The following is a 26,819-nucleotide window of genomic DNA, read 5'->3' on the forward strand; positions in this document are numbered from 1 at the left end:
GGGTGGTCGTCGTGGGATGGGTGACGCGGCTCTTCGACGCACGGGACTCCTTCGTGCGGATGCTGCTGCTCGACCTCAGCGGCGTGTCGTACCTGGTCTTCAGCACGCCGGGCCGCTCACCCACCACCGCGCAGTGGATCCTCGCCGTGATCGCCTTCGCCGCGGCGCTCGCCCTGCACCGCTGGCGCGTGGCCAACCTGCTGGTGCAGTCGGCGCTGCTGATCGCCGCGCTCGTGCTGCTCGGCGACCCGCTGATCAACCAGGTGGGCACCGGCTGGGCGCTGCTGGAGCTGACGATGTGGGCGCCGCGGCGGCCGCTGCTGTGGGGCGGCGCCGGCATGGTCGCCGCGATCTACCTCGTCGACGGGTACGCCCGCGGCCCGCAGCAGTGGCAGGCGCCGATCATCGGGCTGACCGTGGTCGTGGGCCTGCCGGTTCTGCTCGGTCTGGTCATCCGGACCACCCGCGAGCTGGGGCTGCAGGCGGAGGCGAAGGCGGCCGCCGAGCGCGGGCAGCAGGAGTCGGAGACCCGGGCGGCCCGGGCCGCGGAACGCAGCGCGATCGCCCGGGAGCTGCACGACGTGGTCGCGCACCACGTGGCGTCGATGGTGCTCCGGGTCGGCGTGGCCCGGCACGTCCTGCCGGGCCTCGATCCGCGGGTCGCCGAGGTGTTCGACGACGTGCACGGCACCGGCACGGCGGCGCTCGCGGACCTGCGCCGCCTGGTCGCGGTGCTGCGCGACCCCTCGGTACGCACCGACGCGGCGCTCACCGCGATCGGCCCGGAAGACCTGCCCGCCGCCCTCGCCGCGGCCGTCTCCACGGCGGAGCAGGCCGGGCTGACCGTCGACAGCGACATCGACGAGGAGGTGGGAACGATCGACGCCGTACGCGGCATGGCCGTCCTGCGGCTCACCCAGGAGGCGCTGACGAACGTCGCCCGGCACGCCGGTCCCTCCGCACGGGCCCGGGTCCGCGTCGCGGTGGCCGGCGGGGACGTCACCTGGTCGGTCACGGACGACGGCGGCGGGGCGGCGCCCGGCCTGCCCTCCGGCGGCGGTCACGGCCTGACCGGGATGCGGGAACGGGTCGAGGTGCTCGGCGGCCGGCTGACGGCGGGACCGTCCGGGGACGGATGGCGGGTGGAAACCGTGCTGCCGGCGGCACCGGCCGCCGCCACGGCCGAGGGGATCGCGTGATCCGCGTCCTGCTGGTGGACGACCAGCCGCTGATCCGGGCCGGGCTGCGCATGCTCTGCGAGGCGGAGACGGACCTGACGGTGGTCGGCGAGGCGGCCAACGGCCGCGACGCGATCGAGCTGGCCGCCCGGGTCACCCCCGACGTCGTCGTCATGGACCTGCGCATGCCGGGCGTCGACGGCATCACCGCCACCGGCCGCATCCTGGCCGCGCGGCCCGCCACCCGGGTGCTGGTGCTGACCACCTTCGGCGACGACGACCACCTCTACCCGGCGCTCACCGCCGGAGCCTGCGGCTTCCTGCTCAAGGACGCACCACCGGAGGAGCTCCTCGACGGCATCCGCCGCGCCGCGGCGGGCGACAGCCCGTTCAGCCAGGACGTCCTGCGCCGGTTGGTCCAGCGGGCCGTGCACGCCCGGGCCGGCCGGCCGCAGCCCGTGGCCGGCCTGACCGCCCGCGAGCGGGACGTGCTGAACCTGGTCGCGGAGGGTCTGTCCAACACGGAGATCGCCGAGCGGCTCCACATCGGAGTGACGACGGTCAAGACCCACATCACGAGCCTGATGGCCAAGACGGGTAGCCCCAACCGGGTCCGGCTGGCGCTCTGCGCCCGTACCTGATCCCGGAGACGAGGAAGCACGCCCGCAAACGCCGGACGCGGGACCGGAATTCCCCAGGTCAGGCGGGGCGGGCGCGGTCGGTGGCGAGGCGCAGGGCGAGGGCGCCGAGGACCGTACCCATGACGTAGCGCTGCATCCGCAGCCAGCCCGGCCGGCGGGCCAGGAAGACCGCGATCGTGCCGGCCGCCGAGACGATCGCCAGGTTCACCGCGAGGCTGACGACGATCTGGACGCCGCCGAGCACGAAGCCCTGAGCCATGACGTTGCCGGCGCCGGGGCGGACGAACTGGGGGATCAGCGACAGGTACATGATCGCGGCCTTGGGGTTGAGCAGGTTGGTCAGCAGGCCCATCGTGAACAGCCGGCGCCCGGAGTCGGCGGGCAGCTCGCCGGGGGCGAAGACCGAGGTGCCGCCGGGCCGCAGCGTCTTGACCGCCAGCCAGCCGAGGTAGCCCGCACCGGCCAGTTTGACCGCCGCGTACGCCTCCGGCACGTGCACGAAGATCACCGAAAGCCCGAGGTTGGCGGCGGTCAGGTAGATCAGGAAGCCGATCGCGACGCCGCCCAGCGAGACGACGCCGGCCCGGCGGCCCTGGGTGATGCTGCGCGAGACCAGGTACATCATGTTCGGGCCGGGCGTCAGGACCATGCCGAGCGCGACGGCGGCGACCCCCAGCAGGGCGGCGAGGCTGATCACGGACGCCAGCCTGCCCGGGGCCGGGCGTCGTGGCGAGAGCCAATCCCCGGCTCGTGGCCGAGGCGGTTGTCGCCCCGGGGTTGACAGTCAACCCGGGGGTGACACATCATCGGGGCATGACAAGTCAACCCGGGGGTGACATCAGCTGGGACGCCGTCCTGGCGCACCGTCCACCCGACACCCGCGAAGCGATCCGCGACCGGCTCGTAGCGGCCGGCGTGACACCGGACCGGGTCGCCGCGGCCCTGAGGGACGGCGGCGACGGGATCTTCGCGGCGGCCACCGCGCAGGACCGCGGCGAGGACTGGGCGAAGCCGTACGGTGGCCCGCTCGCCGTCGCGCTGATCGCCGCCGAGGTCGGGGCGCTCACCGCGCACCTGACCTCACGGGCCTCCGCCGTCCGTGCGCTGGCCGTGGAGGCGCTGCTGGAGGACTACAGCGCGGTCGCCGTGGCGAGCCGGCTCGGGGTCTCGCGCCAGAAGGTCTACGACATCGCCCGCCCGGGCGGCACCGCCAGCTTCCTCGACCGCACCCCCTGGAGACCGTGATGGAAGAGATCGTCGCCCTGCCCGACCCCGCCACCCAGCCCCTCGTGCACCCGCTCGACCTGCCCGAGGCCCGGGCCCTGTTCCGCCGGGGCCGGCTCGTGGCGGCGCTGACCAGCCTCCCGGTTGCCGCCCTGGTCGCCGCGATCGTGGCGTACCTCGGCCGCGGCTGGGCCGGCCCGGTCGCGGTCTTCCTGGCCCTGACCGTCTTCGGCGCCCTTGCGGCCCGGTGGTTCACCGACCGCGCCTGGGACTACGTCCCGCGCAAGCGGCAGGACCGCGCCCGCCCGCTGCCGCCCTCGTGGGAGCTGGGCTCCGCCGCGGTGCTCGCTCTGGTGCTGGGCGTGGCCCTGCTGCTGGTCGTGTTCCGCCTCGACGACGCCGACGTGCCGGTCGAGGTGCGGGCGTACACGTTCGGCATGTGCGCGGTCGCTGCGTTGCTCGTGCTCGGCGACGCGGTCGTCGGCCTCGCCCGCCCCTCCGGCCGGCGCCGGGCGCTGGCCGCCCTGCCGGGGGCCGCGGTGGTCGTCGCCGCCACGATCCTCGCGTACGCGATGTGGTTCGACGGCGACGCCCGCTCCCCGGAGATCCTCTGGGGCGCCGTGACCATGGCCGGCGCGGCGGTCCTCGCCGGCGCCGGGCGCCTGTGGGACCGCAGGCGGGTGGCCGCCGCGGCCGCAGCGGAGCGCGCGGAGTAGCCGGTCAGGCGCGCAGCCGGGCGGCGATCGCGTCCACCGCCTGCTTGGCGGTGAGCAGGTCGGCGCCCGTCTCCGCGCGGTACGCCCGGACCGCGTCGATCAGCCGGTCGCCGCGCAGCAGGTTCTCGACCTCCGGGTACGCCGGCTCCGGCACGACCGCGCCGAGGTGGGTGATCACCGCGTCGAGCTTGTTCTCGATCGTGGCGAGGCGGGCCGCGATGCGCTGCCGTTCGCGCCGCTCGATGCCCGCCGTCCCGACGACGAGCAGGACCAGCCCGAGCAGCAGCGCCCCGAGCACCACGACCGTGAGGATGTCCGTTCCCATGCGGCGATCGTGCCAGGTCAGGGCCAGTCAGGGGGCCAGCGCGGCGGCGTACTTGCCCGCGAGCGCCTCGGACTCGGGAAGATCGGCTTCCACCACGGGCAGCGCCGCGAGCACGGTGGCGCCCAGTTCGCCCAGCAGCTGCGACAACAGCTTCGCGGCGGCCTCGGCCTGCGGTGCCACGCCGGCGGTGACCACGGGTACGGCGCGCACGCCGGCGAGCGCGTTCGCGGGCAGCTGGTCGAGCAGCACCTTGAGCACGCCGGTGTAGCTGCCCTTGTACGTGGGCGTCGCCACGACCAGCACCTCGGCGTCACGGACGGCGGCGACGGCCGCGGCGGTGGCCTCGTCGCCGGGCGTGAGCAGCCCGGGGCCGAGCGCTCCGACCTCGACGGTGGTGGACGCCCCGCCCAGTGCGGCCCCCACGGCGGAGGCGAGGACCGAGGTGCGCGACCCCGCCCGCGGGTTGCCGGAGACGACGACGATTCCGCTCATGCTTGCGGCTCCTCGGGGTTGAGCAGGGGGAGGACGCCCTCGCCGAAGCAGAACGCCTCCTCGAGGTGGGGTTGCCCGGACAGGATGACGTGGCCGATGCCGAGCGCCCGGTACTCGGCGATCCGCTCGGCGACCTCGGCGTGGCTGCCGACCAGGGCGGTGCCCGCGCCGGGACGGACCAGGCCGAAGCCGGCCCACAGGTTCGGCGAGATCTCCAGGTCGTCGCCGGTGGTCAGGGCGGCCATCCGGCGCTGCCCCTCCGATTCGGTGCGGGCGAAGCGTTCCCGCGCGGCGGCGACGGCGGCGGGCGGGATGCGGTCGATCAGGGCGCGGGCCTGCGCCCACGCCTCGGCCGCGGTGTCGCGGGTGATGACGTGCAGGCGGATCCCGTACGTCAGGGTCCGGTCGTGCTCCTTGGCGAGGGTGCGTACGGCGTCCAGCTTCGCCGCGACGGCCGCCGGCGGTTCGCCCCACGTGAGGTACGTGTCGGCGTGTGCCGCCGCGACCCGCAGCGCGGCCGGAGAGGACCCGCCGAAGAACACCGGGGGTACGGGTTCCGGCGCGGCCCGCGTCGTGGCCCCGGCGACCCGGTAGTGCTCGCCGTCGAAGTCGTACGGTGCGCCGGACCAGGCCCCGCGCAGCACCGTGAGGAACTCGGCGGTGCGGGCGTACCGCTGGTCGTGGTCGAGCCAGTCGCCGAAGCGGCGCTGCTCGGTGGGCTCGCCGCCGGTCACGACGTTCAGCAGCAGCCGCCCTCCGGAGATCCGCTGGTACGTCGACGCCATCTGCGCGGCGAGCGTGGGCGAGATCAGGCCGGGGCGGAAGGCGACCAGGAACCGCAGCGTCCGGGTCTCGGCGAGCAGGGCCGCCGTGGTCAGCCACGAGTCCTCGCAGAACGTGCCGGTCGGGGTGAGCACCCCGGTGAACCCCAGCTTCTCGGCGGCCCGCGCGACCAGTGCCAGGTGGTCGAGGTCCGGTGGCCGCTCGGTGACCACGGTGGCGGCGGCCTGCCCGCCGCTGGTGATGCCGTGGCTGTCCCCGGCGGTGGGCAGGAACCAGTGAACGTCCATCTACGCGGTCCGCTTCAGGTGCGCGTAGCTGCCGTCGTGGTAGACGAGCGGGGTGACGGAGGCGTCCTCGTGGTGCTCGCCCTGCGAGGGGGTGGCCAGCACGATGGTGTGGTCGCCGGCTTCCACTCGTTGCGTCACCCGGCAGACCAGCGTGGCGAGCACGCCATCGAGCAGCGGCACGCCGTCCGGCCCGGGACGCCAGGCGCCGTGCGCGGCGAACCGGTCGATGCCCCGGGTCGCGAACGTCCGCGCCACGTGCTCCTGCTCACGGGTCAGCACGTGCACGGCGATGGTCTCCGCGGCCTGCACCGCCGGCCAGGCCGACGCCGTACGGGCGAGGCAGAACGAGACCAGCGGCGGGTCCAGCGAGACCGAGGTGAACGAGGTGGCGGTGAAGCCGGCCGGCGGCGTACCGGGCGCGGTGATCACGACGACGGCCGCGGCGTGGCGGCGCAGCAGCGAGCGGAAGAGGTCGGCGTCCACGAGCGTGGAGACGGTCACAAGTTCCCCCTAGGCGGAGACGAGCGAGCGGTGGGCCAGTTCCTGCCGGACCAACGGGATGAGGTGGCGCCCGTAGTCGACGGCGTCGTCGACCGGGTCGTAGCCGCGGATGAGGATCGTGGTGACACCGAGGTCGACGTAGTCGAGCAGCGCCCGTGCGACCGTCTCCGGCGAGCCGACCAACGCGGTCGAGTTGCCCTGAGCGCCGCTGGCCCGCGCGGTGGCCGTCCACAGTGCCCGGTCGTGCCGGTCGCCCTTCGCGGCCGCGGCGAGCAGCCGTTGCGAGCCGGTGTTCTCCGGTTGCGGCCCGCCGAGCACCCGCGTGCTGTCCCCGGTGAAGGAGCCCTGGCCGCCGCCGCTGGCCTCGATGGTGGCGAGGATCCGCCCGGCGCGCTCCCAGGCCAGCTCGTCCGTGGCGGCGAGGATGGGCCGGAAGGAGACGCTGATGCCGAGCGGCCCCCGTTCCGCCGCCCGCGCGGCGGCCTGCACCGAGGCGATCTGCTCGGCGGTTTCCTTCAGCGGCTCGCCCCACAGCGCGAACACGTCGGCGACGGCCCCGCCGACCCGGTACGCCGCCGCCGACGAGCCGCCGAAGTACAGCGGGATGCGGTGGGCCGGCTGGGCGAGCAGCGAGAAGTCCTCGAACCGGTAGAAGCGGCCCTCGTGCGAGAAGGGCTCCGGTGACGACCAGGCCCGGCGCAGGATGCGCAGGTACTCCTCGGTACGGGCGTACCGGTCGTCCTTGGTCAGGTAGTCGCCGTCGCGGCGCTGCTCGGCGTCGGACCCGCCGGTGATGGTGTGCACCGCGACGCGCCCGCCGGACAACTGGTCCAGGGTGGCGAAGGTCCGCGCCGCCGTGGTGGGCGCGACGAACCCGGGGCGGTGCGCGATGAGCAGGCCGAGCTCGGTGGTGTGCGCGGCGGCGTACGCGGCGACCTGCGTACCGTCCGGCGTGGACGAGCCGTAGCCGATGAGGATCCGGTCGAAGCCGTTGTCCTCGTGCGCGCGGGCGAACCGGCGCACGTACGCGGGGTCGATCGGCGGCCCCGACGGCGCCCGGGTCTCCGACACGTCCCGCGTGCCGATCATCCCGACGAACTCAACGGTCATCGTGCGGTTCCTTCCAGAAGGTCGCGGCCGGCGGCGCCGAGCACCACGTCGTCCTGCGGGGTGTGGATGCGGCCGCACAGCACGTCGCGCAGGTGCCGCTCGAGCGGGTTGCGGCGGGTCAGGCCGGCGTTGCCGATGAGCGCCACCGCGCGCTGCACGGCGTCGATCGCGGCGTTGGTGACCACGGTCTTGGCGAGGTTGGCGTGGGTAGGGTCCTCGGACTCGGCGGTCGCGGTCAGGAGGGTGCCGGCGGACACCAGCGACGCCTGGATCGCGCCGACCTCGCTCTGGAAGCGGGGGAGGGAGGCGAGCGGCCTGCCGAGGTTGGTCGGCACGCGCTCCTGCAGGTAGCCGGCGAGCCAGTCGCGGGCCGCATACGCCACCCCGAGGTAGATCGCGGCGATGCCGAGCGCGTTCCACGCCCGCAGGTCGCCCCGTCCGACCACCTCACCGCCACCCGCAAACGGACTGAAGGCGCCTCCCTGCCCGCCCAGGCCCAGCACCGCGCCGGCGGCAACCGGAACCCGGTCGAACGTGACGTCGTCGCTGCGGGAGGCGCGCAGTCCGAGGTGGTCCCAGGTGCGCTCGATCTCGATGCCGGGGGTGTCCGTACGCACCAGGAACGCCCCCGTCCGCACCGGATCCTCGTCGGTACGCGCCCAGACCTGCATCCAGCGCAGCCCCGCGGCGCCGGTCGAGAAGATCTTGTGGCCGGTGAGCTCCCAGCCCTGCGCGGTTCGCCGCGCCGTCGTGGCCGGAAGTCCACCGCGGGCGGGGGTGCCGAGGTCGGGCTCCACCCGCAGCGCGTTGATGAGCGTGGGGCGCTGCGCCGACTCGGCGAGCACTTCGGCGTACAGCTCGGCGGGCCACCCGTGGGTCCGTGCCTGGGCGGCGTGGGCGAACAGAGTCATCGCGCTGATCAGGGCCACGGACGGGTCGCCCTGGCCGAGCGCGGTGAGGGTGCGCACGGTGTCGGCGAGGGTGCCGCCGGGGCCGCCGTACCCGGTGCCCACGGTGAGGGTGAGCAGGCCGGCCTCGTGGACGACCGCGAGGCCGTCGACCGGCAGCTCGGCGGTCCGGTCGTGGGTCTCGGCGTGGGCGGCCAGGGCCGCGGTGACGTCCAATAGATGGGAAAGCCTTGGTTTCGGCAGTGCCTGGGCATCCGCGGCGGGGGTGGACATGGGCCCTACCGTGCGCCTCTCTCAGGCCAGGTGTCAACGGTGATCCCATATCCTAGTAAACCTAGAGGGTTTGCTTGACATGGAGAACTTGGCGGCGACAGAGTTGCCGCCATGTCCACCCCTGCCATCACCGCCGAGGTCACCCCTCGGACGGCGCAGACCAGCGCACCGCCCGTCGCAGTGCCGCGCCGCCGCGGACTGCCGTACAAGGTCATCTCCTGGACCGTGCCGCTGCTGCTGCTCGGCGTCTGGGAACTGCTCGCCCGGGCCGGGGTGATCGCACCGAACGTGCTGCCCGCGCCCAGCTCGGTCGGCACCACCGCGTGGCGGCTGACCGAGACCGGCGAGCTGCCGAACCACCTGTGGGAGAGCCTGAAACGGGCCGCGATCGGGCTCGCCGCCGGCGGCAGCCTCGGCCTCGTGCTCGGCACGCTGACCGGCTTCTCCCGGCTCGGCGAGGCGATCGTCGACCGCAGCATCCAGATCGTGCGGGCCATCCCGTTCCTGGCGATCCTGCCGCTGGTGATGGTCTGGTTCGGCGTCGGGGAGAGCGGCCGCTACTTCCTCGTGGCGCTCGGCACGCTCTTCCCGATCTACCTCAACACCGTGCTCGGCATCCGCCAGGTCGACCCGAAACTGCTGGAGATGGGCCGGGTCGTCGGCCTGCCCCGGCTGCGTCTCGTGCGCACGGTCATCCTGCCCGGCGCGCTGCCGTCCGTGCTGCTGGGCGTACGGCTGGCGCTGACCAACGCCTGGCTCGCGCTCGTCATCGCCGAGACGGTGGGCGCGCCCGCCGGCATCGGCTACATGGCCACCAACGCCCGCGAGTTCCTGCAGACCGACGTGATCGTCCTGGTCATCGTCCTGTACGCGCTCATCGGCCTGACCACCGACCTGCTCGCCCGGGCCCTGGAGCGACGCCTCCTGGCCTGGCACCCGAACTACACCGGAGGAACCAAGTGACCCTGTCCCGTCGCAACTTGCTGGGAGCAGCCCTCTCTCTTCCCGTGCTCGCGGCGTGCGGCAGCACCGCGGCCGAGGCCGGCGGGCGCAAGAAGGTCCGCCTCACGTACGGCGTGATCTCGGTGCCCAAGACCCGCGGCGTCTTCGAGAAGACCCTCAAGGACCAGGGCATCGACGTGGAGTGGGTGGGCCCGTTCCCCAACCACGCGCCCACGCTGCAGGCCGTCGCGACCGGCACCGCCGACTTCAGCTTCGGCGGCAGCTCCACCCCGGCCGACCAGGCCCTGCTGTCCGGCAACAAGCTGACGTACGTCGCCTGGGCCAAGACCACGCCCCGGCTGTCCTCGATCCTCGTGCTCCCGAACTCCGGCATCACCTCCGTCAAGGACCTGGCCGGCAGGAACGTCGCGGTCAACAAGGCCGGCCTCGGCGAGTTCCTGCTCGTCGCGGCGCTCGAGAAGTACGGCGTGCCGCGCGAGTCGGTGACGTTCACGTACCTCAACCCGCCGGACGCCGCCCCGGCCTTCGGCAGCGGCAAGGTGGACGCGTGGGGCATCTGGTCCGGCCCGATGGAGCTCGCCGAGGTCCAGTACGGCGCCAAGCGGCTGTTCACCGACGGCAAGGAGCTCGACCGCCAGATCGACTTCTCGACATACCTCGTTCGCGAGGACTATGCCAGGAAGGAGGCGGACACCATCCGCAAGGTGATCGCCGCGTACAAGGCCGAGGCGGACTGGGCCAACGCGAACCAGGCCGAGGCTCAGAAGATCGGCAACGAGGTGTCCAGGTATCCGCAGCCGGTCGTCGACAAGATCGTGGAGCAGAACGTGCAGACGACGTGGAGCCTCATCAACGACGAGGGCATCGCCGCCCTGCAGGCCGGCGCGGACTGGCTCAGCGAACGCAAGGTGCTCAGCGGCAAGATCGACATCGCCGAGCACGCGGTGAAGCTGTGACCACCGCCGTCGAGGCGCCCGCGGTCCGGGCCCGGTCGGTCACCCGCCGCTACGGCGACCGCACCGTGCTGCACGAGCTGGACCTGCAGATCCGGCGTGGCGAGTTCGTCGCCCTGATCGGCAAGAGCGGCTGCGGCAAGACGACTCTGCTGCGTACGCTCGCCGGCATCGACCGGGTCGACGGCGGTGACCTGACCGTCCCGCCGTCGTCCACCGTGGTCTTCCAGGAGCACCGGCTCCTGCCGTGGTGGAAGGTCTGGCGCAACGTCGCGATCAACCTGCCGCGCGGGACCGCCCGGGCGCGGGCGCAGTCCGCGCTCGAGGAGGTCGGCCTCGGTGACCACGCCGACGCCTGGCCGGTCACCCTCTCCGGCGGCGAGGCGCAGCGGGTGGCGCTGGCCCGGGCCCTGGTCCGCGAGCCGGAGCTGCTGCTGCTCGACGAGCCGTTCGCCGCGCTGGACGCGCTGACCCGCATCCGCATGCACGGCCTGGTCCGCGACCTCATCTCCCGGCACCGCCCCGCCGTGCTGCTGGTCACCCACGACGTCGACGAGGCGATCCTGCTCGCCGACCGGGTGCTGACGATGCGCGACGGCCGGATCGCCGCCGACCACCGGGTCGCCGGCGCGGCCCGGTCCCGCGGCGACGCGGCGTTCGTCGCGCTCCGCGCCGAGCTCCTCGCGGAGCTGGGAGTCGTCGAGCGGTGACCGCCACCAGCAGCTCGCACTGGGGAGCGTTCCGGGTCGGCGGGAGCGGACCGGCGCTGCGCGTCACGCCCCGCCCCGGCGACCCGGATCCCTCGCCGCTGCTGGGCAACATCGCCGCCGCGCACCGGCACCGCTCCCGGGTGGCGCGGCCGGCGCTGCGGCGCCACCGGGCCGGGCGCGGGTACGACTCCTTCGAGGAGGTCACCTGGGACACCGCGCTCGACGTCGTGGCCGAGGCGCTGGCCGGCGTCCCGGACCGCAGCGCAATCTTCGGTGGCTCGTACGGCTGGGCCAGCGCCGGCCGCTTCCACCATGCGCAGTCCCAACTGCACCGCTTCCTGGCCCTCGGCGGCGGCTTCACCGGTTCACGCAACAGCTACAGCCTCGGCGCGTCCCTGGTCGCGTTCCCGCACCTGGTCGGCCCGCGAGGCGCCCACGATGTGATCCGCGCGGGCACCGACTGGCCGGTGATCGCCGCCCACACCGACCTGGTCGTGGCGTTCGGCGGCATCCGGACCGCCAACGCGTACGTCACCCCGGGCGGCCGGGCGACCCACGACTTCCGCGGCCACCTGCGCGCGGCCACGGCCCGCGGCCTGCGCGTCGCCTCGCTCTCCCCGCTGCGCGACGACCTGTCGCCGGAGCTGCGCGGGGAATGGCTCCCGATCCGCCCCGGCACCGACGTGGCGGTGATGCTCGCGCTCATCCACGTGCTGGCCGCCGAGGGCCTCGCGGATCTGGACTTCCTCCGGCGGCACACCGTCGGCGCCGACCGCCTGCTCGCCGACGTCAAGGAGAAGACCCCGGCCTGGGCATCCGCGGAGAGCGGCCTGCCTGCGGAGTCCATCGTGGACCTGGCCCGGCGCATGGCGGCCGGCCGTACGCTGGTCACGGTCAGCTGGTCGCTGCAGCGCGCCCCGTACGGTGAGCAGCCGCTGTGGGCCGGCCTCGCGCTGGCCGCCGCACTCGGCCAGATCGGGCTGCCGGGCGGCGGCTTCGGACACGGGTACGGCTCGATGGGCGACGTCGGGGGCGGCCGGATCCCGTACCGTCTGCCGACCTTCCCTCAGGTCCCCAACCCGGTGCGGGACTTCATCCCGTGCGCGCTCGTGGCCGACCTGCTGCTGCGCCCGGGGGAGCAGTTCGACTACGACGGGCGGCGGCGCACGTTCCCGCCCGTGGAGCTCGTCTACTGGGCCGGCGGCAACCCGTTCCACCACCACCAGGATCTGGGCAGGCTGCGGCGGGCGTTCGCTCGTCCCCGGACCGTGGTGGTGCACGAGCCGTACTGGACGGCCACCGCGCGGCACGCCGACGTGGTGCTGCCGGTGACGACCCCGCTGGAACGCGACGACCTCGGTGCCGGGCGCGGCGACACCCACCTGATCGCGATGCAGGCCGCGGACCGCCCGTACGCCGAGGCCCGCGACGACTACGCCATCTTCGCCGACCTGGCCGACCGGCTCGGCTACCGGCCGGCGTTCACCGAGGGACGGACCACGCGGGAGTGGCTGCGGCACCTCTACGAGGGCTGGCGGGAGCCGCACGGCCTCCCCGGCTTCGACGAGTTCTGGGCGCTCGGTGAGCTGGAACTGCCGGGACGCCGTGAGGACACCGTGCTGTTCGCCGGCTTCCGCGCCGGCCGTCCCCTCGACACTCCCAGCGGCCGCATCGAGCTGTACTCCGGCACCGTCGCGGCGTTCGGCTACGACGACTGCCCGGGCGCGCCCACGTACTTCCGCCCGGAACCGGCCCCCATCGTGCTCATCTGCAACCAGCCGCCCACCCGCCTGCACTCCCAGCTGGACATGGGCGCCGTGTCCCGCGACTCGAAGGTGCACGGGCGCGAGCCGCTGCGGATGAACCCTGCCGACGCGGCGGCACGTGGCATCCGGGCCGGCGACATCGTGCGTGTGCACAACGAGACCGGCAGTCTGCTGGCCGGCGTCGTGCTCTCCGGCGACTGCATGCCGGGCGTCGCGCAGCTGTCCACCGGCGCGTGGTTCGACCCGTCCGCGCCGGACGTCGCGACCTGCGTACACGGAAACCCCAACGCGCTGACCGCCGACGCGGGCACGTCCCGGCTCTCCCAGGGCTGCACGGGCCAGCAGGCCCGGGTCGAGATCTCCCTGTTCACCGGGCCGCTGCCGCCCGTCCTCGCCTACGTACCTCCCTTGGAGTTCCCGTGACCGACGACTTCCACCAGAGACTGCACCACATCGCGCCGCTCGGGCTCTCCGGCGACACCGCGCAGACCACCGGCATGCGCCGTGTGGAGGCGATCAGCGGCAAGACCGTCGGCAGCAAGGACCTGTGGATGGGGGAGACCCACGTCGCCGCGTCGACCGTCAGCGACAACCACCATCACGGCGAGTCCGAGACCGCCATCTACGTCGTCCGCGGCAACCCGGTCTTCGTCTTCCTCGACCCGGACACCGGCACGGAACGGCGCCTCGAGACGAAACCCGGCGACTACGTCTTCGTACCGCCGTGGGTGCCGCACCGCGAGGAGAACCCCGACCCCGAGAACGAGGCGGTCGTCGTCATCGCCCGTACCACGCAGGAGGCCATCGTCGTCAACCTGCCCAGTCTCCGAAAGGCTTGACATGTCTGTCGACTTCATCGGCCTCATCGCCACCCAGGACGGCTCAGAGAGCGTGCCCGCGACCACGGCGCTGATCGACCCGGCGTACACCGCCCGGATCGCCCGCGCGCACGAGGACTCCGGCTTCGACCAGGTGCTCATCGGGTACAGCTCGGCGTACCCGGACGGGGCGCAGGTCGCGGCGTACGCGGCGGCGCACACCACCACGCTGAAGTACCTCGTGGCGCACCGCCCCGGCTTCGTGGCGCCGACGCTGGCGGCCCGCACCTTCGCGACCCTCGACCACTTCACCGGCGGCCGCGTCACCCTCAACATCATCACCGGCGGCCACGACGTGGAGCAGCGCCGCGACGGCGACTACCTGACCAAGGACGACCGGTACGCCCGCACCGGCGAATACCTGAGCGTCCTGCGTCAGGCCTGGACGTCGGACTCGCCGTTCTCCTTCGAGGGGCGCTTCTACCGCTTCGAGGACTTCGTCTCCCAGGTCCGGCCCGTGCACGGCACCATTCCGCTGTACTTCTCGGGCTCCTCGGCGGCCGCGTACGCCACCGGCGTGCAACACGCGGACGTGCACATGTTCTGGGGGGAGCCGCTCGCGCAGATCGAGGAGCAGATTTCGGCCGTACGCGCCGCAGCCGACGCGGCGGGGCGCCCGTACCCCCGCTTCTCCGTGTCCTTCCGCCCGATCCTCGGTCCCACCGAGGAGCTGGCGTGGGAACGGGCGCACAGCATTCTGGGCCGCATCGGAGCGGTGTCGGCGCCCCGCTTCTTCCGCAACCGCGACCGTGACAACCCGGCCAACGTCGGGTCCCGGCGTCTGCTCGCCGCGGCAGCCGGCGGCGACCGGCACGACCGGGCACTGTGGACGGCGACGGCCAGGGCGAGCGGCGCGGCCGGCAACTCGACCGCGCTGGTCGGCACCCCGGACACCGTCGCCCGGGCGCTGCTGGACTACTACGACCTGGGCGTCACGACGTTCCTGATCCGGGGGTACGACCCGCTGGACGACGCGGTCGACTACGGCCGCGAGCTGATCCCGTCGGTCCGCGCCGAGGTCGCCCGCCGCGACGCGGAACGGCTGGTGGTCGCCGCGGGCTGATTACTTCAGCAGCCCGGCCGGAATGTCAAATGTGCGCGCCGTCACCTTTTCGGGTGGCGGCGCGCCCGCTTTGTATTTTCGGTGGAAAATACTCCCGCATTCTGGATTTCTTTTGACCCGGATCGGCGGAGCGAGAAGGATCGCACGTATGCAGTTGCGCGACGCAAGACTGACGTCCCGCCTCGCCATCGACCTCCTCCGGTGTGCGAGCGCCCGGTGTCGCGCCTGCTGATCCCCAGGTGCGCCGGCTGAGTCCCGCCGGTACCCCTTCTGCATGATCTTCTGCGCGCCACGGTGCGCCTATAAACCTATCCCACACATGGGAAAAGTATTGTTCATCCGCCGCCGAGATCCGGCTGCGGTGACAACCTTCCGGAGGGCCGAAGCCATGTCCGTTCTCGCCGTCGCCGACCTGTCCCTGAGCCGCACCGCCCCCACCCGCCGGGGCCCCGCGGGCCGCCCCCGCGCCACCGCCCGCCTGCGCGCCCTCCCGGCGGACCCGGCCTCCTCGGTCACCGTCACCATCACCCTCGGCACGCCCGGCTCCGAGGAGAGCGAACGCGTCCTGGCCGCCCTCCGCGACCTGCTGGCCGCCGCCGGCCCCGGCGCCGACATCGCCCTCGACACGCCCACCGTGCCGGACCAGACCCCGCCGCCGGCAGCCGGAGGCCTCCGCCTCTCGCCCCGCCCGCGTACGGTCACCCTCGACGGCCGCCCCCTCGACCTGAGCCGCCTCGAATACGAACTCCTCCTCTTCCTGGCCCACCACCCCCGCCAGGTCTTCAGCCGCAGCCAACTCCTCGGCCACGTCTGGGGCCACACCCACACCACGGTCCGCACGGTCGACGTCCACGTGAGCCGGCTCCGCACCAAGCTCGGCAACCCGGACATCGTGACGACGGTGTACGGGGTCGGCTACCGGCTCTCGGAAGAAGCAACAATCACCATCGACGAATCCTGACCCCCACCGATCCCCGCGCCGCCATCGCGCGGGGATCGGCCGCTGGGCCCACGCTCTCCATTCAAGTACGCCCACAGCGAAGCGGAAGTGGCGCACGCCCGGCCGCTGCCGTCCCGGCCGGGATCACGCCGCCGTCCGGCCCCGCGCGCCTCCCCCGCGTGCCTCCCCCGCGCGCCTCCCCCGCGCGCCTCGCCCGCGCGCCTCGCCCGCGCCCCGCTGATCCCGCTGATCCCGCTGGGCCGCCGGGCTGCGCGGGCCGGGCCGGGCCGCGCCGTGCGTGCCGCGCTGCCCACCTCACGCGTGCGTGCCCCATTGCGTCGCCCGCATGCGTCGCCCACGCTCCGCTGCCCCTCGGTGGGCCGTCGCTGCGCTGTGCCGCTCGCATCGCCTACGCTGCGCCATCAGCGCTGTGCAGCGTCAGCTGCGCACATGCTGTCCGCGGTGCCGGTGTCGCGCTGCCCGTGCCGTCGTCGCGGCGCACGCCGCGCACGCCCCCACGCCGCACCGTCCGCATTGTGTGCGCCGCGCACGCCCCCCGCGCTGCCCGCGCTGCCCGCACTGCCGGCGCCGCGCTGCCCGCGCTGCCCGCGCTGCCCGCGCTGCCCGCGCTGCCCGCGCTGCCCGCACTGCCGGCGCCGCGCTGCCCGCGCTGCCCGCGCTGCCCGCACTGCCGGCGCCGCGCTGCCCGTGCTGCCCGCGCCGCGCCGCGCTGCCCGCGCCGCGCTGCCCGCGCCGCGCTGCCCGCGCCGCGCCGCCCCGTCGCCTCCGTCCGCCCCTGCCGCCGCCTTCTTGCTCGCCGGTGTGGGCACGCACCGCTCGGCCGGTCCGCCCTGCCTTGTTCCGGCCCGCTCGTCCGATCCGATTCCGGTTCTCCCCGAACGTGGCGGCGTGGCCCCCTGGTTTCCAAAGCCTGTCCTACCTATCGTGTTAATAGGAGATAGGGGGAGCCATGCAGCGTACGGTGGCGGTGGTGGGCGGGGGCTGTTCCGGCGTCCTGGTGACGCGGGAGCTCTTGGACAACGGCGAGGACGATGTCGTGCTCGTGGAGCCGGGTGAGCCCGGCGGCGGGGTCGCGTACGGCCTCGCGCAGCCCTGGCATCTGCTGAACTCGCGGGCCGGGGCGATGAGCGCCGACCCGGACGACCCCGGTCACTTCGCGCGCTGGTCCGGTGCCGCGCCCTCGGAGTTCCGGCCGCGCAGCGAGTACGGGCGCTACCTGCGTACCGTCCTCGACGCGACCGTGGCCGCCCACCCGGGCCGGTTCCGTCTGCGCCAGGCCCGGGCCACACGGGTCTTTCCCGGCGCCGACGGCGGCGCGGTCGTGCTGGACGACGGTACGGCGGTGCGGGCCGACCACGTCGTCCTCGCTGCCGGCGGTCCCGCGCCGGCCCGGCAGCGGCTCGGGCACCGGAACTACATCGACGACCCGTGGCGCCCCGGGGTGCTGGACGCCCTCCCGCCCGACCGGCCGGTGCTGCTCGTCGGCACCGGCCTGACCGCGGTCGACGTGGCCTTGACCCTGACCGCGGACGGCCGCCGTACCGCCCCGGTCGTCGCGGTGAGCCGGCGGGGTTTGCTGCCGCTCACCCACACGGTCGATGCCGCGCCGCCCGCCGCGCCGGCGCTCGACGACTGTGCCACGCTGCGCGACGTCGTCCGGGTCGTACGGGCCGCCGCCGGCGAGGCGGGGGACTGGCGTCCGGTGGTGGACGGGACGCGGCCGTACCTGGACCGCCTGTGGACCGCGCTGACCGCCGACGAGCAGGATGCCTTCCTGCGGCACCTCGCCCGTACGTGGGAATGCCACCGCCACCGCATGGCCCCGGAGGTGGCGGCCCGGGTGGTCGCCCTGCGCGAGGCCGGCCTCCTCGAGATCCGCCGCGGCGGCGTGGCCGCCTGGCCCGGCCTCGCCGACTACGCGGCCGTGGTCAACTGCGCGGGCCCCGGCCGGCTGCCGGGAAGCGCGGGACCGCTGGTCGGCGGGCTGCTGGAAGCCGGTCTGGCCACGCCGGGTCCGCACCACCTCGGGCTGGCCATCGACGCCCAGGGCCGGGTGGTCGCGGCGGACGGCCGGGTCCACGATCGGCTCTGGCTGATCGGCCCGCTCCGGCGGGGTACGCAGTGGGAGACGACCGCGGTACCGGAGATCCGAGCGCAGGCCCGCAGCCTGGCGATCGACCTCCAGCCGGGCCGGGAACTCGCCCAGGTGGCGTAACACTCGACGAGCTTCAACACCTCCGCCCACCCGGGCCGATCCGAGCCGGCCCGGCGCCGACCGGCTTGGGCGGGGCGTGGGCCGGGCCTGGGCGGGGCCGGTCACCCAGGACCGCCGCACAAAGCGGAGCAGCACCCTGACGGAAGCGGTGCAGCCACCGTGATGGGAAGCGTCGCGGCCAAGGCGGTGGAAGCGGAGCAGCACCCCGGCGGAAGCGGCAGCGTCTCACCGCGTGGCAAGCGCACCAACCAAGCAATGCGCCTGCCAGGAGGGGGAGGCCCGTCGGGAGGGAGGCTCCGGGAGGAGGAGACCCGCTGGGAGGGGGCCGCCGGGAGGGGAGGGCCGCCGGGAAGGGGCCGCCGGGAGGGGAGGGGCGCCGGGAAGGGAGGGGCGCCGGGAAGGGAGGGGAGGGGCGCCGGGAAGGGAGGGGAGGGGCGCCGGGAGGGGGTGTCAGCGGGGCGTGGCTGTGCGCAGGGAAAGGGCCTGGAGGAAGACCGCCTCGATCTGGGCCGGGTCTTCGGCCACGAAGACGCCGCCGCCCGTCACGTCCGTGATCTGTTCCAGGGGCTGGCGGTCCACCGCGTCGCCGAGGCCGACGATGATGATCTGGACCGGGCGGTCCGCGGATTGCAGGCCCTTGAGCCGGCGGAGCAGGTCGGGCAGGGAGATCTCTTCGTCGCCGACGCCGTCGGTGAGGACGATGAGGGAGTTGACGCGGCCCGGTTGCCAGCCGTCGCGGAGCTGGCGGTAGCCGTCGACGATCGTGCGGTAGAGAGCGCCGTCGCCGCCGCTGGGGCGGACGGCACCGAGGGCCGCGGCGACGGAGCCGCGGTTGTCGCGCAGCGGGCCGATGCGGACGAGTTCGCGGTGGTTGCCGCCGGCGTCGAGGCCCGCCGCGGATATCCAGAGGCCGAGCTGCCAGTCGTCGCCGAAGAGCTTGAGGCCGCCCTTGGCCGCGGAGAGGGCGACCTGCATGCGGGTGGCGTTGCGGGCCGACGGGACCGGGGTGCTCATGCTCCTGGAGGCGTCCACGACGGCGAGGGCCCGGGCCGGGGCGACCACCGCGGACCAGGCGGCCAGCGTGCGGTTGATGGCGGCGTCGTCGACCTTCGGGCTCGCGGCGCTGCCGCCGTCGGCCGGGGGCGGGGTCGCCCTCGGCGCTCCGGTGGGCGTCTGCAGGCCGGTGGGGATGGTGCCGTCGGCCGAGCGCAGGCCCGCGGCGCCGAGCCGGTCGCGGAAGGCGGGGCTCTGCGTGAGGTGCTCGTACAGCCGGTGGGCGGCGTCCGCGTGGGCCGGGTCGGCGTCGGGGAGCACCGCGAACGGATAGTCCAGCGGCGCCGCCGAGGGCGTCAGGTACAGCGCGGTGAGCGGTACGGCCGGGTTGTCGGAGTTGTAGGCGATGACGTCGTGCTCCGGCATGACGGCCAGGCCGAGGCTGCCGGCGAGGGTGCCCGGGTCGTCGGACTGCGGAAGCCGCGCCATGAGGTCCTCGCGCAGCGTGGAGGCATCCGTGGCGAGCGCGCGCAGGACGGCCCCGGCGGCATCGGCGCGCGGCTGCCGGGCCGCGGCGGCGTTGAGGGCGAGCAGTCCGGACAGGGCGGCGGCGTCCCGGCTCGGGTCGACCGTGCCGGCGCGGACGCTGGTGTCCGTGGTCATCGTCGTGAGCAGGTCGGTATAGGTCAGCTGCTTGCGGGGCCAGCCGAGGTCCTTGGCGACCGGCTCGGGCATCGCGACGACGACCGGGCTCTGCGCCAGCGAGCCGTCCTCGGTGAAGGCGAAGGCGGGCGCGGCGGCCCGGAGGCGGAGCAGCCAGGAGGCGGAGTCGGCGACCCACACGTCCGGCACCGCCGCGGCCTGCGCGGTGCCGACGCCGGCGAGCGTCACCCGTTGCTCCCGGCTCACGGCGGCGGCCACGTCCGGCGCGTTGCGGTCCTGGACGTCGACGGCGACACAGCGGCCCTTGCCGGCCGTCGTGCGGGCCCATTCGGCCGCGGTCGTGCGCAGCGCGGGGGCGATCTCCTGCGGGGCGGCCACGGTGAGCCGCACCGGGGTCGCGCAGTTCGCGGCGTCGACCTGGCCGACGCCGGTGCGCACGCCGACGACCACGCCGGCCACGGCCAGCGTGCCGGCCGCGATGGCGGCGAAGCGCGCGGCGGGCTTGAGGTGTCGACGATGGCGGCCAGTCACGCAGCAATCATGGCCGTATCGACCGGCATGCGCCAGTCTCGTCAGCAACCGGTACGAATTCATCGTCCCGTCATCCCGGCTGAGTGATAGCCCGGTGTTATGCATGCGGCATTTGCCCAGCTCACCCCCATCTTGATCACCTTCTAGGCAACCGTACGCAAGGAGTCGGGAGCCTTGAGTTGTCATCGATTGTTCTCAATACTTCGGATGGCACTCGGTACGCCGGGCTCCCGGCGTACCCCCATCCCCCACCGGAGGCCCCCGTGCGTAACCCCGGCTCCAAGCTCGGCCGACCGATCGTCGGCCTGGCCGCCGCCCTGCTGCTGGGCAGCGCGTTCGCGTCACCCGCGTCCGCCGCCCCGACCGGCCCCGCCGCCGACCCGTCCTTCGCCCCCTCCGCGCTGGCGTCCACCCTCGACGCCCGGCTCGGTGACCGGACCGCCGGCTCGTACGTCGACAGCAGCGGCAAGCTCGTCGTCAACGTGACCGACGCCGCCACCGCCCAGTCCGTGACCGCCGCGGGCGCCACGCCCCGGTACGTCCAGCGCAGCGGTGCCGCGCTGGCCGCCGCCGACGCCACGCTCAAGTCGACGCTCAAGACCCCGGGCACGACGTTCGCCGTCGACCCGGTGAGCAACCAGATCCTCGTCACCGCCGACAGCACGGTGACCGGCGCGAAGCTGGCCGCGGTGAAGGCGATCGTCGCCAAGCTGGGCGACAAGGCCCGCTTCGAGTCCGTACCCGGCACGCTGAGCACCCGCATCTCGGGCGGCGACGCGATCTACACCGGTGGGGCCCGCTGCTCGCTCGGCTTCAACGTCCGCAGCGGCAGCACGTACTACTTCCTGACCGCCGGGCACTGCACCAACATCGGCAGCACCTGGAACAACGGCTCCACGACGCTGGGCACCCGGGCCGGCACCAGCTTCCCGGGCAACGACTACGGCATCGTGCGCTACACCACGTCGAGCGTCTCGATCAGCGGCAGCGTGGGCGGCCAGGACATCACCTCCGCCGGTACGCCGGCGGTCAACTCCACCGTCTACCGCCGCGGCAGCACCACCGGCACCCACTCCGGCCGGGTCACCGCGCTCAACGCGACGGTGAACTACGCCGAGGGCTCGGTCTCCGGTCTGATCCGCACCACGGTCTGCGCCGAGCCGGGCGACTCCGGCGGCTCGCTGTACTCCGGCACCACCGCCCTGGGTTTGACCTCCGGCGGCAGCGGTAACTGCTCCTCGGGGGGCACCACCTACTTCCAGCCGGTGGTGGAGCCGCTGAGCGTGTACGGCGTCTCGGTGTTCTAAAGACCATCCTCCACCACAGAAAGGCCCCGGCCGCCCGCCGGGGCCTTTCTGCCGTATCGGTGCAAGAAGTCGACATCCGTCTATTCAGCGAGAAGAATGGCGTGATGCCCGCTGAGACCCCCGTCGAGTCGCACCGCAAGATCGCGCGTGGCGAGCTCGCCCCCGGATGCCCCGTCCAGGCCGACGCCGACGGTGTCTGGCACGTGCAGGACTTCGCCACCGCGCGGGCCATGCTGCGCAGCACCGAGACCCGCCAGGCCGGCTTCGGCGCCGAGAACGCCACGAAACTCGAGGGCCGGATGCGCATGCCCGTGCTGTACCGGGACGGGCCGGAGCATCGCGAGCACCGGCGGCAGACGGCGAAGTACTTCACGCCGCGGCGCGTCGACACCGCGTACCGGTCCCTGATGGAGCGTCTCGCCGACGAGCAGTGCGCGGTGCTGCGGCGGCGGGGAGAGGCGGACCTGTCGCAGTTGTCCTTCGCGCTGGCCGTCGCGGTCGCGGGCGAGGTCATCGGCCTCACCGAGAGCGGCCGGGGCATGGCCCGCCGGCTCGACCGCTTCTTCGAGGAGAAGGCCGCGGCCAACCGGCTGGTGGCGCTCTGGAAAGAGGTGCGGTCCAACGCCAACATGGCGCTGTTCTACTGGCTGGACGTGCGCCCGGCGATCCGGGCGCGCCGCCGGGAACGCCGCGACGACCTGATCTCGCACCTGCTGGGCGAGGGCTGCAGCAACGGCGAGATCCTCGGCGAGTGCGTCACCTTCGCCGCGGCCGGCATGGTGACGACCCGCGAGTTCATCACGCTGGTCGCCTGGCACCTGTTCACCGACGACGAGCTGCGGGCCGCGTACGCCGACGGCGACGAGAAGCAGCGGGTCGCCATCCTGCACGAGATCCTGCGCCTGGAGCCGGTCGTGGCCAACCTGGCCCGCCGCGCCACCGCCGACCTCCCCGTGCCGGGCGCCGTCATCCCGGCCGGCGCCCGCATCGACATCGGCGTGGCGGCCGCCAACATGGACCCCGGCGCGGTCGGCGCCGACGCCGGTCAGGTCTGCCCGGCCCGGCCGCTGGCCGACGGCGTGGCCGATGCCGGGCTGTCCTTCGGCGACGGCCCGCACCGCTGCCCGGGGGCGTACATCGCGATCCAGGAGACCGACATCTTCCTGCGCAAGCTCTTCGCGGAGCCGGGCCTGCGGATGGTCACTCCGCCGATGGTCGGCATCCGCGCCGAGATCGCCTCGTACGAGCTGACGAAGATGCGCCTGGCCGTCCGGTGAGCCCGGTCAGAGCCGTCCGAGCGAGCGCGCGAGGACGGTCGCCGTCTCCGCGATCAACGCGTTCTCGTATGTGGCGTCCGCCGCCGGCCTGGTGGTGTAGACGGCCATGACCAGCGGCGCGCCGGTCGGCGGCTGGACGAGCGCCAGGTCGTTCGCCGGACCGTACGCGTCACCCGACCCGGTCTTGTCCCCGATCGTCCAGTCCGCGGGCAGGCCGGCGCGGATGCGCCGGCCACCGGTGGTGTTGGCGCGCAACCAGGCGACCAGCTGCGCCCGGTCCCCGGGGTGCAGCGCGCAGCCGAGGGTGAGCGCCCGCAGATCCCGTCCCGCGGCTTCCGGCGTGGTGGTGTCGCGGACCTCGGCGAGCGACCAGAGGTTGAGGTCGGTCTCGTACCGGTCCAGGCGGGTGACCCGGTCGCCGAGGCCGCGGACGTAGCGGGTGACCCCGTCGGGCCCGCCGATGCGGTCGAGGATCAGGTTGCCCGCGGTGTTGTCGCTGTAGGTGATCGCCGCCCGGCACAGCTCGGCGACGGTCATGCCGTCCTCGACGTGCTGCTCGGTGATCGGCGAGTAGGAGACGAGGTCGCCGGCGGTGTAGTGGATGACCCGGTCCATCAGGCCGGGCTCGCAGTGCCGGGCCCGGTCGAGCACCGCCGCCGAGGCGAACACCTTGAACGTGGACAGCAGCGGGAAGAGTTCGTCCGCGCGGTGCCGCACGACCCGGCCGTTGCCGGTGTCGAGGGCGTACGCGCCGATCCGCGCCGCGTACTCGCGTTCCAGCTCGGACAGTCCGGAGGTGGCGTTCGCGGCGCCCGGGAGAAGCAGCAGGGCGGCGGCCGAGGCGCCACCGGTGATCAGCGTTCGCCGGGTGAGAGATGCCATGGGCCCGACCCTGCCGGTTTGTCCGTCAAGTGCATGTGAAACGGCGGCCCCCCGGGTACGGAGGGCCGCCGTCGGCGGAACTGTCAGGCCGTGGCCCAGAGCGCGGGCACGTTCGGCGGTTCCCAGCCCGCGAGCGACGTGTGCGCCTGCAGGCAGCGGTACCGCACGCCGTTGTAGGTGACGACCGCGCCGACCGCGTACGCCGTCCCCGGTGCCCACGCCGTGCCGCTGGGTGCGGTGGTGGTGGGCGGCGGAGTGGTCGGGCTGGTCGTCGGCGGGGTCGTGGCGGGCGGCTGCGTGGTGCCGGTGCAGGCGCCGTACACCTTGAACTCCCACAGCGAGTAGCCGTAAGGCGTGCCGCGTTCGGTCCCGTTCACCCGCACGTACCGGGCAGTGCCCGAAACCGCGACGGTACGGACACCCGCCGCGCCGTCGGTCACCGTGGCCGCCGTGGTCCAGGTGGTGCCGTTCGTGCTGGTCTGGATCTGGTACGTCTTGCCGTACGCGGCCTCCCAGTTCAGTTCCACCCGCCCGAGCGCCTGGGCGGAGCCGAGGTCGACCTGCAGCCACTGCGGGTCGGCGAAGGCGCTGGACCAGCGGGTGGCGGTGTCCCCGTCGACGGCGAGGTTCGCCGGGTAGCCGGCCTCGACGCTGGACGAGGTGGCCGGCTTGCCCTGGGAGAGCAGCGGGCCGGTCGTGCAGGCGGGCGGAGTCGTCGGCGGAGTCGTCGGCGGGGTGGTCGGCGGGGTCGTGCCGACACCGCCGCCGGTCGCGTTGCCGCCGCTCCACGAGACAGCCCCGGTCGCCACGGTCTTGCCGGCCGGGACGTTGACCATACGGCCGTCCGAGAACGTCACGGTGAGGGCGGCGTTGGTGATGTTCGACGCGACGTACGTCTTGGCGCCGTTCTTGGCGAACACCTTGGCGAGCGGGTGGTTCGCCGTCACGCCGGTGTCCACCTGGCCGAGCGCGGCGAGGTTGCGGATCCAGTGGAAGGTGTGCGCCTTGCTCTCGCCCTCCTCGGACGTGTACGAGCTGTTAGCGCGGAACTTCGCCAGGGCGGCGTCGGGGTCGCCCAGGGCCAGGTACTGCCAGAGCATGTCGCGCCAGACGGTCGGCTCGCCGCCGTTGTTGCGGACCAGTTCGGCGTACGTGTCGCGGACGGACTGCGGGTAGTCGCCGAGGTAGAGCTGGCCGCCGGTCATCGGCAGCATGTTGATGCCGACCACCATCGCGTGCTCGCCGGAGAACCAGGTCGCGTACGCGCCACCGGAGCCCCACACGATCGCGCTGTAGTTGTGCCCCCAGGTCGACGGGAAGTTCTCGTTGCGCACGTCGAACCAGTACTCGTTGATCGCCGCCGCCTGCGTGGTGTGCAGCCAGATGCCGGCGTCGCGGACCGCGGAGTTGCCGGTGGCCTGACCCCACTGGATGAGCGCGTTGGCGAAGTTCTGGCCCTCCGACGAGGACTCCTGGTTGTTGCCCGCCCCGAACGCCCCGTGCCCGGAGGCCCAGTCATGGCCCTCGTAGATGTCGAAGTCGCGCAGGTACGGGAACCGCGTGTCGCTGCGGTCGTAGTTGTTGGCGTCGGGGATGAGCAGGTCGACCATGCCGCCGTACCGGCCGGTGGCGGCCCACGCCGGGTCGAACTTCGCCAGGGTCGCCGCGGCCGCCACGAAGTAGCCGTAGTGGAAGTGGTGGTCGTTCAGGTCCTCGTCCGAGGCGTACGACGCGGGGTAGCCGATCAGCGTGCCCCAGTTCTTGTCGTAGTAGAACAGCCGCGACGTCTTGCCGGAGGAGGCGGTGAACCAGTCGGTGAGCCGGGTCCGGATGACGGTGAGCGCCGAGTCCCGTACGGACGTGAGGTTCAGCTGGTCGGCGATCTCCGCGATCCGGGCGGCCCGCCCGAGGCCCTTGCCCGTCCAGTACGTGTCGTCGCCGCGGAAGTCCGCCGGGTTGGTGAGCTCGTTGTTGAGGAACGTCGTGATCTGGGTGAGGTCCGCGCCACTGGAGTCGGCGACCGCGGGGATCTCCGGCAGCACGCCCGTGTACTTCATCGAGGTGCTGAACGACGTACCCGTGACGATCTTCATGGCCCCGCGGGGCGACACGTACGTGCGGGACAGCGGGCTGGCGCCGGTGAGGTAGCGCCACTGGTGCGGGTAGAGCGCGATGACCGTGCCCGACCCGCTGCCCTCCCGCGCGGTGGTGGTGAACGAGTACGTCGTGTTCACCGTGCCCGCCGCCTGGTTGTACGTGTACGCGAGCCGGGTGCCGGTGACGTGGTTGTGCGCGTACTGGCCGAAGGTGTCGGCGAGGGTGACCTTGTCGGCCGTGCTCGCGCTCGACAGGGTCGGCAGGACGGCCACGGAGAAGTAGCCCTTGCCGGCGAGCGAGGAGCGGATCGTGCTGCCGCTGACCGTCCACGTCGAGCCGGCCGGCCCGTACGCGACGAAGTCGTGGCCGCCGATCGAGAAGCCGATCCGGTTGCCGCTGTTCTGCCACGCGGTCGGCGGCCCGGTGATCGTCAGCAGCGCGTCACCGCCGGTGATCTGGTAGTACGACATCGGCAGGCCGTGGCCGATCGTCGCCTTCATCGTGCGCGCGCCGTCGCTCCAGGACGGGGTGACGGTCCAGTCGCTCCACCCGTCGACGAGCGCCTGCGACGCGTTGAGCCCGGCCACGCCGACGACGACGTGCTGCGCGTACGGGTAGTGGAATTCGCCCAGGCCGGTGCCGCTGCCGCTGATCGCGGGGTCGGTCTGGTACGACAGCCCGAGCCCGCTCGCCACCGGCCGGTACGCGGCCGGCCCGGCGAACAGGGGCTGGGAGAAGTTGCAGTCGTCGCCCTTCTTGAACAGCAGCGACGACCACCAGTCGTTGGTGGGCACCGGGCCGGCGGGCGCGTTCGCGGTCAGGTACTGCCGCGGGTTGGTCGACATCGAGCCGCAGCCGCTGGGCAGCTTGGCCCCGGCCGGGAGGGACTCGGTGTAGCTGCCGGCGCCGATGGTGGCGGCGTCGGCGGAGCCTCCGGCGGTGACGGCGAGGATGCCGCCGGCGAGGGCGACGAGGGTGGCGGTGGCCAGGCCGGCGAGGCGGCGCCGGCGACGGCGGGGGAGCGGGGGTGTCATGGTGCGGTGCCTCCGGTGGGGACTCGGGGGTCGCCTGAGCCGCGGCGGGGAACCGCGACCCGTGAGAGCGCTCTCACGGTCCGGTGAG

General features: G+C 73.6%; 24 protein-coding genes. 14 read left to right on the forward strand and 10 right to left on the reverse strand.

The features are described 5' to 3' along the window. Positions 1-11 precede the first annotated feature (11 nt). Positions 12-1,199 (forward strand): sensor histidine kinase, encoded by a 1,188-nt coding sequence (locus COUCH_RS10930; protein WP_249611957.1) that lies wholly within the window; start codon positions 12-14, stop codon positions 1,197-1,199. Next, positions 1,196-1,819: a response regulator gene (locus COUCH_RS10935; protein ID WP_249611958.1), complete on the forward strand. Its 624-nt coding sequence runs from the start codon at positions 1,196-1,198 to the stop codon at positions 1,817-1,819. Before COUCH_RS10930 ends, COUCH_RS10935 begins: the two co-directional genes overlap by 4 nt. A gap of 58 nt (positions 1,820-1,877) precedes the next feature. Here the strand turns inward: COUCH_RS10935 and COUCH_RS10940 are convergent, their stop codons facing one another. After that, the gene (locus COUCH_RS10940) at positions 1,878-2,516 is read right to left on the reverse strand and encodes a LysE family translocator (RefSeq protein WP_249611959.1); all 639 of its coding nucleotides are present in this window, start codon (positions 2,514-2,516) and stop codon (positions 1,878-1,880) included. A gap of 116 nt (positions 2,517-2,632) precedes the next feature. Here COUCH_RS10940 and COUCH_RS10945 point away from each other — a divergent pair, with 116 nt between their 5' ends. Together COUCH_RS10945 and COUCH_RS10950 are read left to right on the forward strand one after the other, a co-directional pair. Beyond that, on the forward strand, positions 2,633-3,064 hold the full coding sequence (locus COUCH_RS10945) for a hypothetical protein (protein ID WP_249611960.1): 432 nt from the start codon (positions 2,633-2,635) through the stop codon (positions 3,062-3,064). Then, a complete protein-coding gene (locus COUCH_RS10950) occupies positions 3,064-3,759 on the forward strand; it encodes a hypothetical protein (protein WP_249611961.1) in 696 nt (231 codons plus the stop codon). The genes COUCH_RS10945 and COUCH_RS10950 overlap by 1 nt, the downstream gene beginning before the upstream one ends. A gap of 4 nt (positions 3,760-3,763) precedes the next feature. On the opposite strand, the gene COUCH_RS10955 is transcribed toward COUCH_RS10950, so the two are convergent. Genes COUCH_RS10955 through COUCH_RS10980 form a run of 6 tightly spaced genes read right to left on the reverse strand, consistent with a single transcriptional unit; the run spans position 3,764 to position 8,438 of the window. Continuing rightward, the gene (locus tag COUCH_RS10955) at positions 3,764-4,084 is read right to left on the reverse strand and encodes a hypothetical protein (protein WP_249611962.1); all 321 of its coding nucleotides are present in this window, start codon (positions 4,082-4,084) and stop codon (positions 3,764-3,766) included. A gap of 27 nt (positions 4,085-4,111) precedes the next feature. Next, positions 4,112-4,576: an NADPH-dependent FMN reductase gene (locus tag COUCH_RS10960; protein WP_249611963.1), complete on the reverse strand. Its 465-nt coding sequence runs from the start codon at positions 4,574-4,576 to the stop codon at positions 4,112-4,114. Beyond that, the gene (locus COUCH_RS10965; protein ID WP_249611964.1) at positions 4,573-5,646 is read right to left on the reverse strand and encodes an LLM class flavin-dependent oxidoreductase; all 1,074 of its coding nucleotides are present in this window, start codon (positions 5,644-5,646) and stop codon (positions 4,573-4,575) included. Before COUCH_RS10965 ends, COUCH_RS10960 begins: the two co-directional genes overlap by 4 nt. Continuing rightward, positions 5,647-6,147, reverse strand: coding sequence for a flavin reductase family protein (locus tag COUCH_RS10970; RefSeq protein WP_249611965.1), 501 nt, complete (start codon positions 6,145-6,147; stop codon positions 5,647-5,649). It abuts the gene before it with no gap. Between the two features lie 9 nt (positions 6,148-6,156). After that, entirely contained in the window at positions 6,157-7,257 is a 1,101-nt protein-coding gene (locus COUCH_RS10975; RefSeq protein WP_249611966.1) for an LLM class flavin-dependent oxidoreductase, read from the reverse strand. Continuing rightward, on the reverse strand, positions 7,254-8,438 hold the full coding sequence (locus COUCH_RS10980; protein ID WP_249611967.1) for an acyl-CoA dehydrogenase family protein: 1,185 nt from the start codon (positions 8,436-8,438) through the stop codon (positions 7,254-7,256). The genes COUCH_RS10975 and COUCH_RS10980 overlap by 4 nt, the downstream gene beginning before the upstream one ends. Before the next feature lie 111 nt (positions 8,439-8,549). On the opposite strand from COUCH_RS10980, the gene COUCH_RS10985 reads away from it, so the two are divergent. The 8 genes from COUCH_RS10985 (at position 8,550) to COUCH_RS11020 (ending at position 17,947) form a co-directional block, all read left to right on the forward strand. Beyond that, complete coding sequence (locus tag COUCH_RS10985; protein WP_249611968.1) at positions 8,550-9,401, forward strand: ABC transporter permease subunit; 852 nt, start codon at positions 8,550-8,552, stop codon at positions 9,399-9,401. Beyond that, a complete protein-coding gene (locus tag COUCH_RS10990) occupies positions 9,398-10,357 on the forward strand; it encodes an aliphatic sulfonate ABC transporter substrate-binding protein (RefSeq protein WP_249611969.1) in 960 nt (319 codons plus the stop codon). Before COUCH_RS10985 ends, COUCH_RS10990 begins: the two co-directional genes overlap by 4 nt. Beyond that, the gene (locus COUCH_RS10995) at positions 10,354-11,064 is read left to right on the forward strand and encodes an ABC transporter ATP-binding protein (protein ID WP_249611970.1); all 711 of its coding nucleotides are present in this window, start codon (positions 10,354-10,356) and stop codon (positions 11,062-11,064) included. The genes COUCH_RS10990 and COUCH_RS10995 overlap by 4 nt, the downstream gene beginning before the upstream one ends. Next, on the forward strand, positions 11,061-13,253 hold the full coding sequence (locus COUCH_RS11000) for a molybdopterin-dependent oxidoreductase (RefSeq protein ID WP_249611971.1): 2,193 nt from the start codon (positions 11,061-11,063) through the stop codon (positions 13,251-13,253). Before COUCH_RS10995 ends, COUCH_RS11000 begins: the two co-directional genes overlap by 4 nt. Continuing rightward, entirely contained in the window at positions 13,250-13,669 is a 420-nt protein-coding gene (locus tag COUCH_RS11005; protein ID WP_249611972.1) for a cupin domain-containing protein, read from the forward strand. Before COUCH_RS11000 ends, COUCH_RS11005 begins: the two co-directional genes overlap by 4 nt. Before the next feature lies 1 nt (position 13,670). Next, entirely contained in the window at positions 13,671-14,771 is a 1,101-nt protein-coding gene (locus COUCH_RS11010) for an LLM class flavin-dependent oxidoreductase (RefSeq protein WP_249611973.1), read from the forward strand. A 388-nt stretch (positions 14,772-15,159) separates the two neighbouring features. Beyond that, on the forward strand, positions 15,160-15,732 hold the full coding sequence (locus tag COUCH_RS11015) for a winged helix-turn-helix domain-containing protein (protein ID WP_249611974.1): 573 nt from the start codon (positions 15,160-15,162) through the stop codon (positions 15,730-15,732). A 949-nt stretch (positions 15,733-16,681) separates the two neighbouring features. After that, positions 16,682-17,947, forward strand: coding sequence for an FAD/NAD(P)-binding protein (locus tag COUCH_RS11020; RefSeq protein WP_249611975.1), 1,266 nt, complete (start codon positions 16,682-16,684; stop codon positions 17,945-17,947). A gap of 450 nt (positions 17,948-18,397) precedes the next feature. Here COUCH_RS11020 and COUCH_RS11025 read toward each other — a convergent pair whose 3' ends face one another. Continuing rightward, entirely contained in the window at positions 18,398-20,134 is a 1,737-nt protein-coding gene (locus tag COUCH_RS11025; RefSeq protein WP_249611976.1) for a VWA domain-containing protein, read from the reverse strand. A gap of 263 nt (positions 20,135-20,397) precedes the next feature. On the opposite strand from COUCH_RS11025, the gene COUCH_RS11030 reads away from it, so the two are divergent. Both COUCH_RS11030 and COUCH_RS11035 read left to right on the forward strand, forming a co-directional pair. Then, entirely contained in the window at positions 20,398-21,441 is a 1,044-nt protein-coding gene (locus tag COUCH_RS11030) for a S1 family peptidase (RefSeq protein WP_249611977.1), read from the forward strand. A gap of 104 nt (positions 21,442-21,545) precedes the next feature. Beyond that, positions 21,546-22,718 carry a cytochrome P450 gene (locus COUCH_RS11035; protein WP_249611978.1) on the forward strand — a complete coding sequence of 391 codons (1,173 nt, stop codon included), beginning with the start codon at positions 21,546-21,548 and terminating at the stop codon, positions 22,716-22,718. 6 nt (positions 22,719-22,724) lie between these two features. On the opposite strand, the gene bla is transcribed toward COUCH_RS11035, so the two are convergent. Then, complete coding sequence (gene bla / locus COUCH_RS11040) at positions 22,725-23,600, reverse strand: class A beta-lactamase (protein ID WP_249611979.1); 876 nt, start codon at positions 23,598-23,600, stop codon at positions 22,725-22,727. 83 nt (positions 23,601-23,683) lie between these two features. After that, entirely contained in the window at positions 23,684-26,731 is a 3,048-nt protein-coding gene (locus tag COUCH_RS11045; protein WP_249611980.1) for a glycosyl hydrolase, read from the reverse strand. Between the last annotated feature and the right edge of the window lie 88 nt (positions 26,732-26,819).

The sequence above is a fragment of the Couchioplanes caeruleus genome (genome assembly GCF_023499255.1).
GTDB classification, from domain to species: Bacteria; Actinomycetota; Actinomycetes; order Mycobacteriales; family Micromonosporaceae; genus Actinoplanes; species Actinoplanes caeruleus_A.

Bases quoted from the DNA above. Each gene is read 5' to 3' on its own strand.
- COUCH_RS10945 (WP_249611960.1), top strand. From the start codon at position 2,633: ATGACAAGTCAACCCGGGGGTGACATCAGCTGGGACGCCGTCCTGGCG.
- COUCH_RS11035 (WP_249611978.1), top strand. From the start codon at position 21,546: ATGCCCGCTGAGACCCCCGTCGAGTCGCACCGCAAGATCGCGCGTGGC.
- COUCH_RS10965 (WP_249611964.1), bottom strand. From the start codon at position 5,646: ATGGACGTTCACTGGTTCCTGCCCACCGCCGGGGACAGCCACGGCATC.
- COUCH_RS10980 (WP_249611967.1), bottom strand. From the start codon at position 8,438: ATGTCCACCCCCGCCGCGGATGCCCAGGCACTGCCGAAACCAAGGCTT.
- COUCH_RS10960 (WP_249611963.1), bottom strand. From the start codon at position 4,576: ATGAGCGGAATCGTCGTCGTCTCCGGCAACCCGCGGGCGGGGTCGCGC.
- COUCH_RS10985 (WP_249611968.1), top strand. From the start codon at position 8,550: ATGTCCACCCCTGCCATCACCGCCGAGGTCACCCCTCGGACGGCGCAG.
- COUCH_RS10950 (WP_249611961.1), top strand. From the start codon at position 3,064: ATGGAAGAGATCGTCGCCCTGCCCGACCCCGCCACCCAGCCCCTCGTG.
- bla (WP_249611979.1), bottom strand. From the start codon at position 23,600: ATGGCATCTCTCACCCGGCGAACGCTGATCACCGGTGGCGCCTCGGCC.
- COUCH_RS10955 (WP_249611962.1), bottom strand. From the start codon at position 4,084: ATGGGAACGGACATCCTCACGGTCGTGGTGCTCGGGGCGCTGCTGCTC.
- COUCH_RS11015 (WP_249611974.1), top strand. From the start codon at position 15,160: ATGTCCGTTCTCGCCGTCGCCGACCTGTCCCTGAGCCGCACCGCCCCC.
- COUCH_RS11045 (WP_249611980.1), bottom strand. From the start codon at position 26,731: ATGACACCCCCGCTCCCCCGCCGTCGCCGGCGCCGCCTCGCCGGCCTG.
- COUCH_RS11020 (WP_249611975.1), top strand. From the start codon at position 16,682: ATGCAGCGTACGGTGGCGGTGGTGGGCGGGGGCTGTTCCGGCGTCCTG.
- COUCH_RS10975 (WP_249611966.1), bottom strand. From the start codon at position 7,257: ATGACCGTTGAGTTCGTCGGGATGATCGGCACGCGGGACGTGTCGGAG.
- COUCH_RS11010 (WP_249611973.1), top strand. From the start codon at position 13,671: ATGTCTGTCGACTTCATCGGCCTCATCGCCACCCAGGACGGCTCAGAG.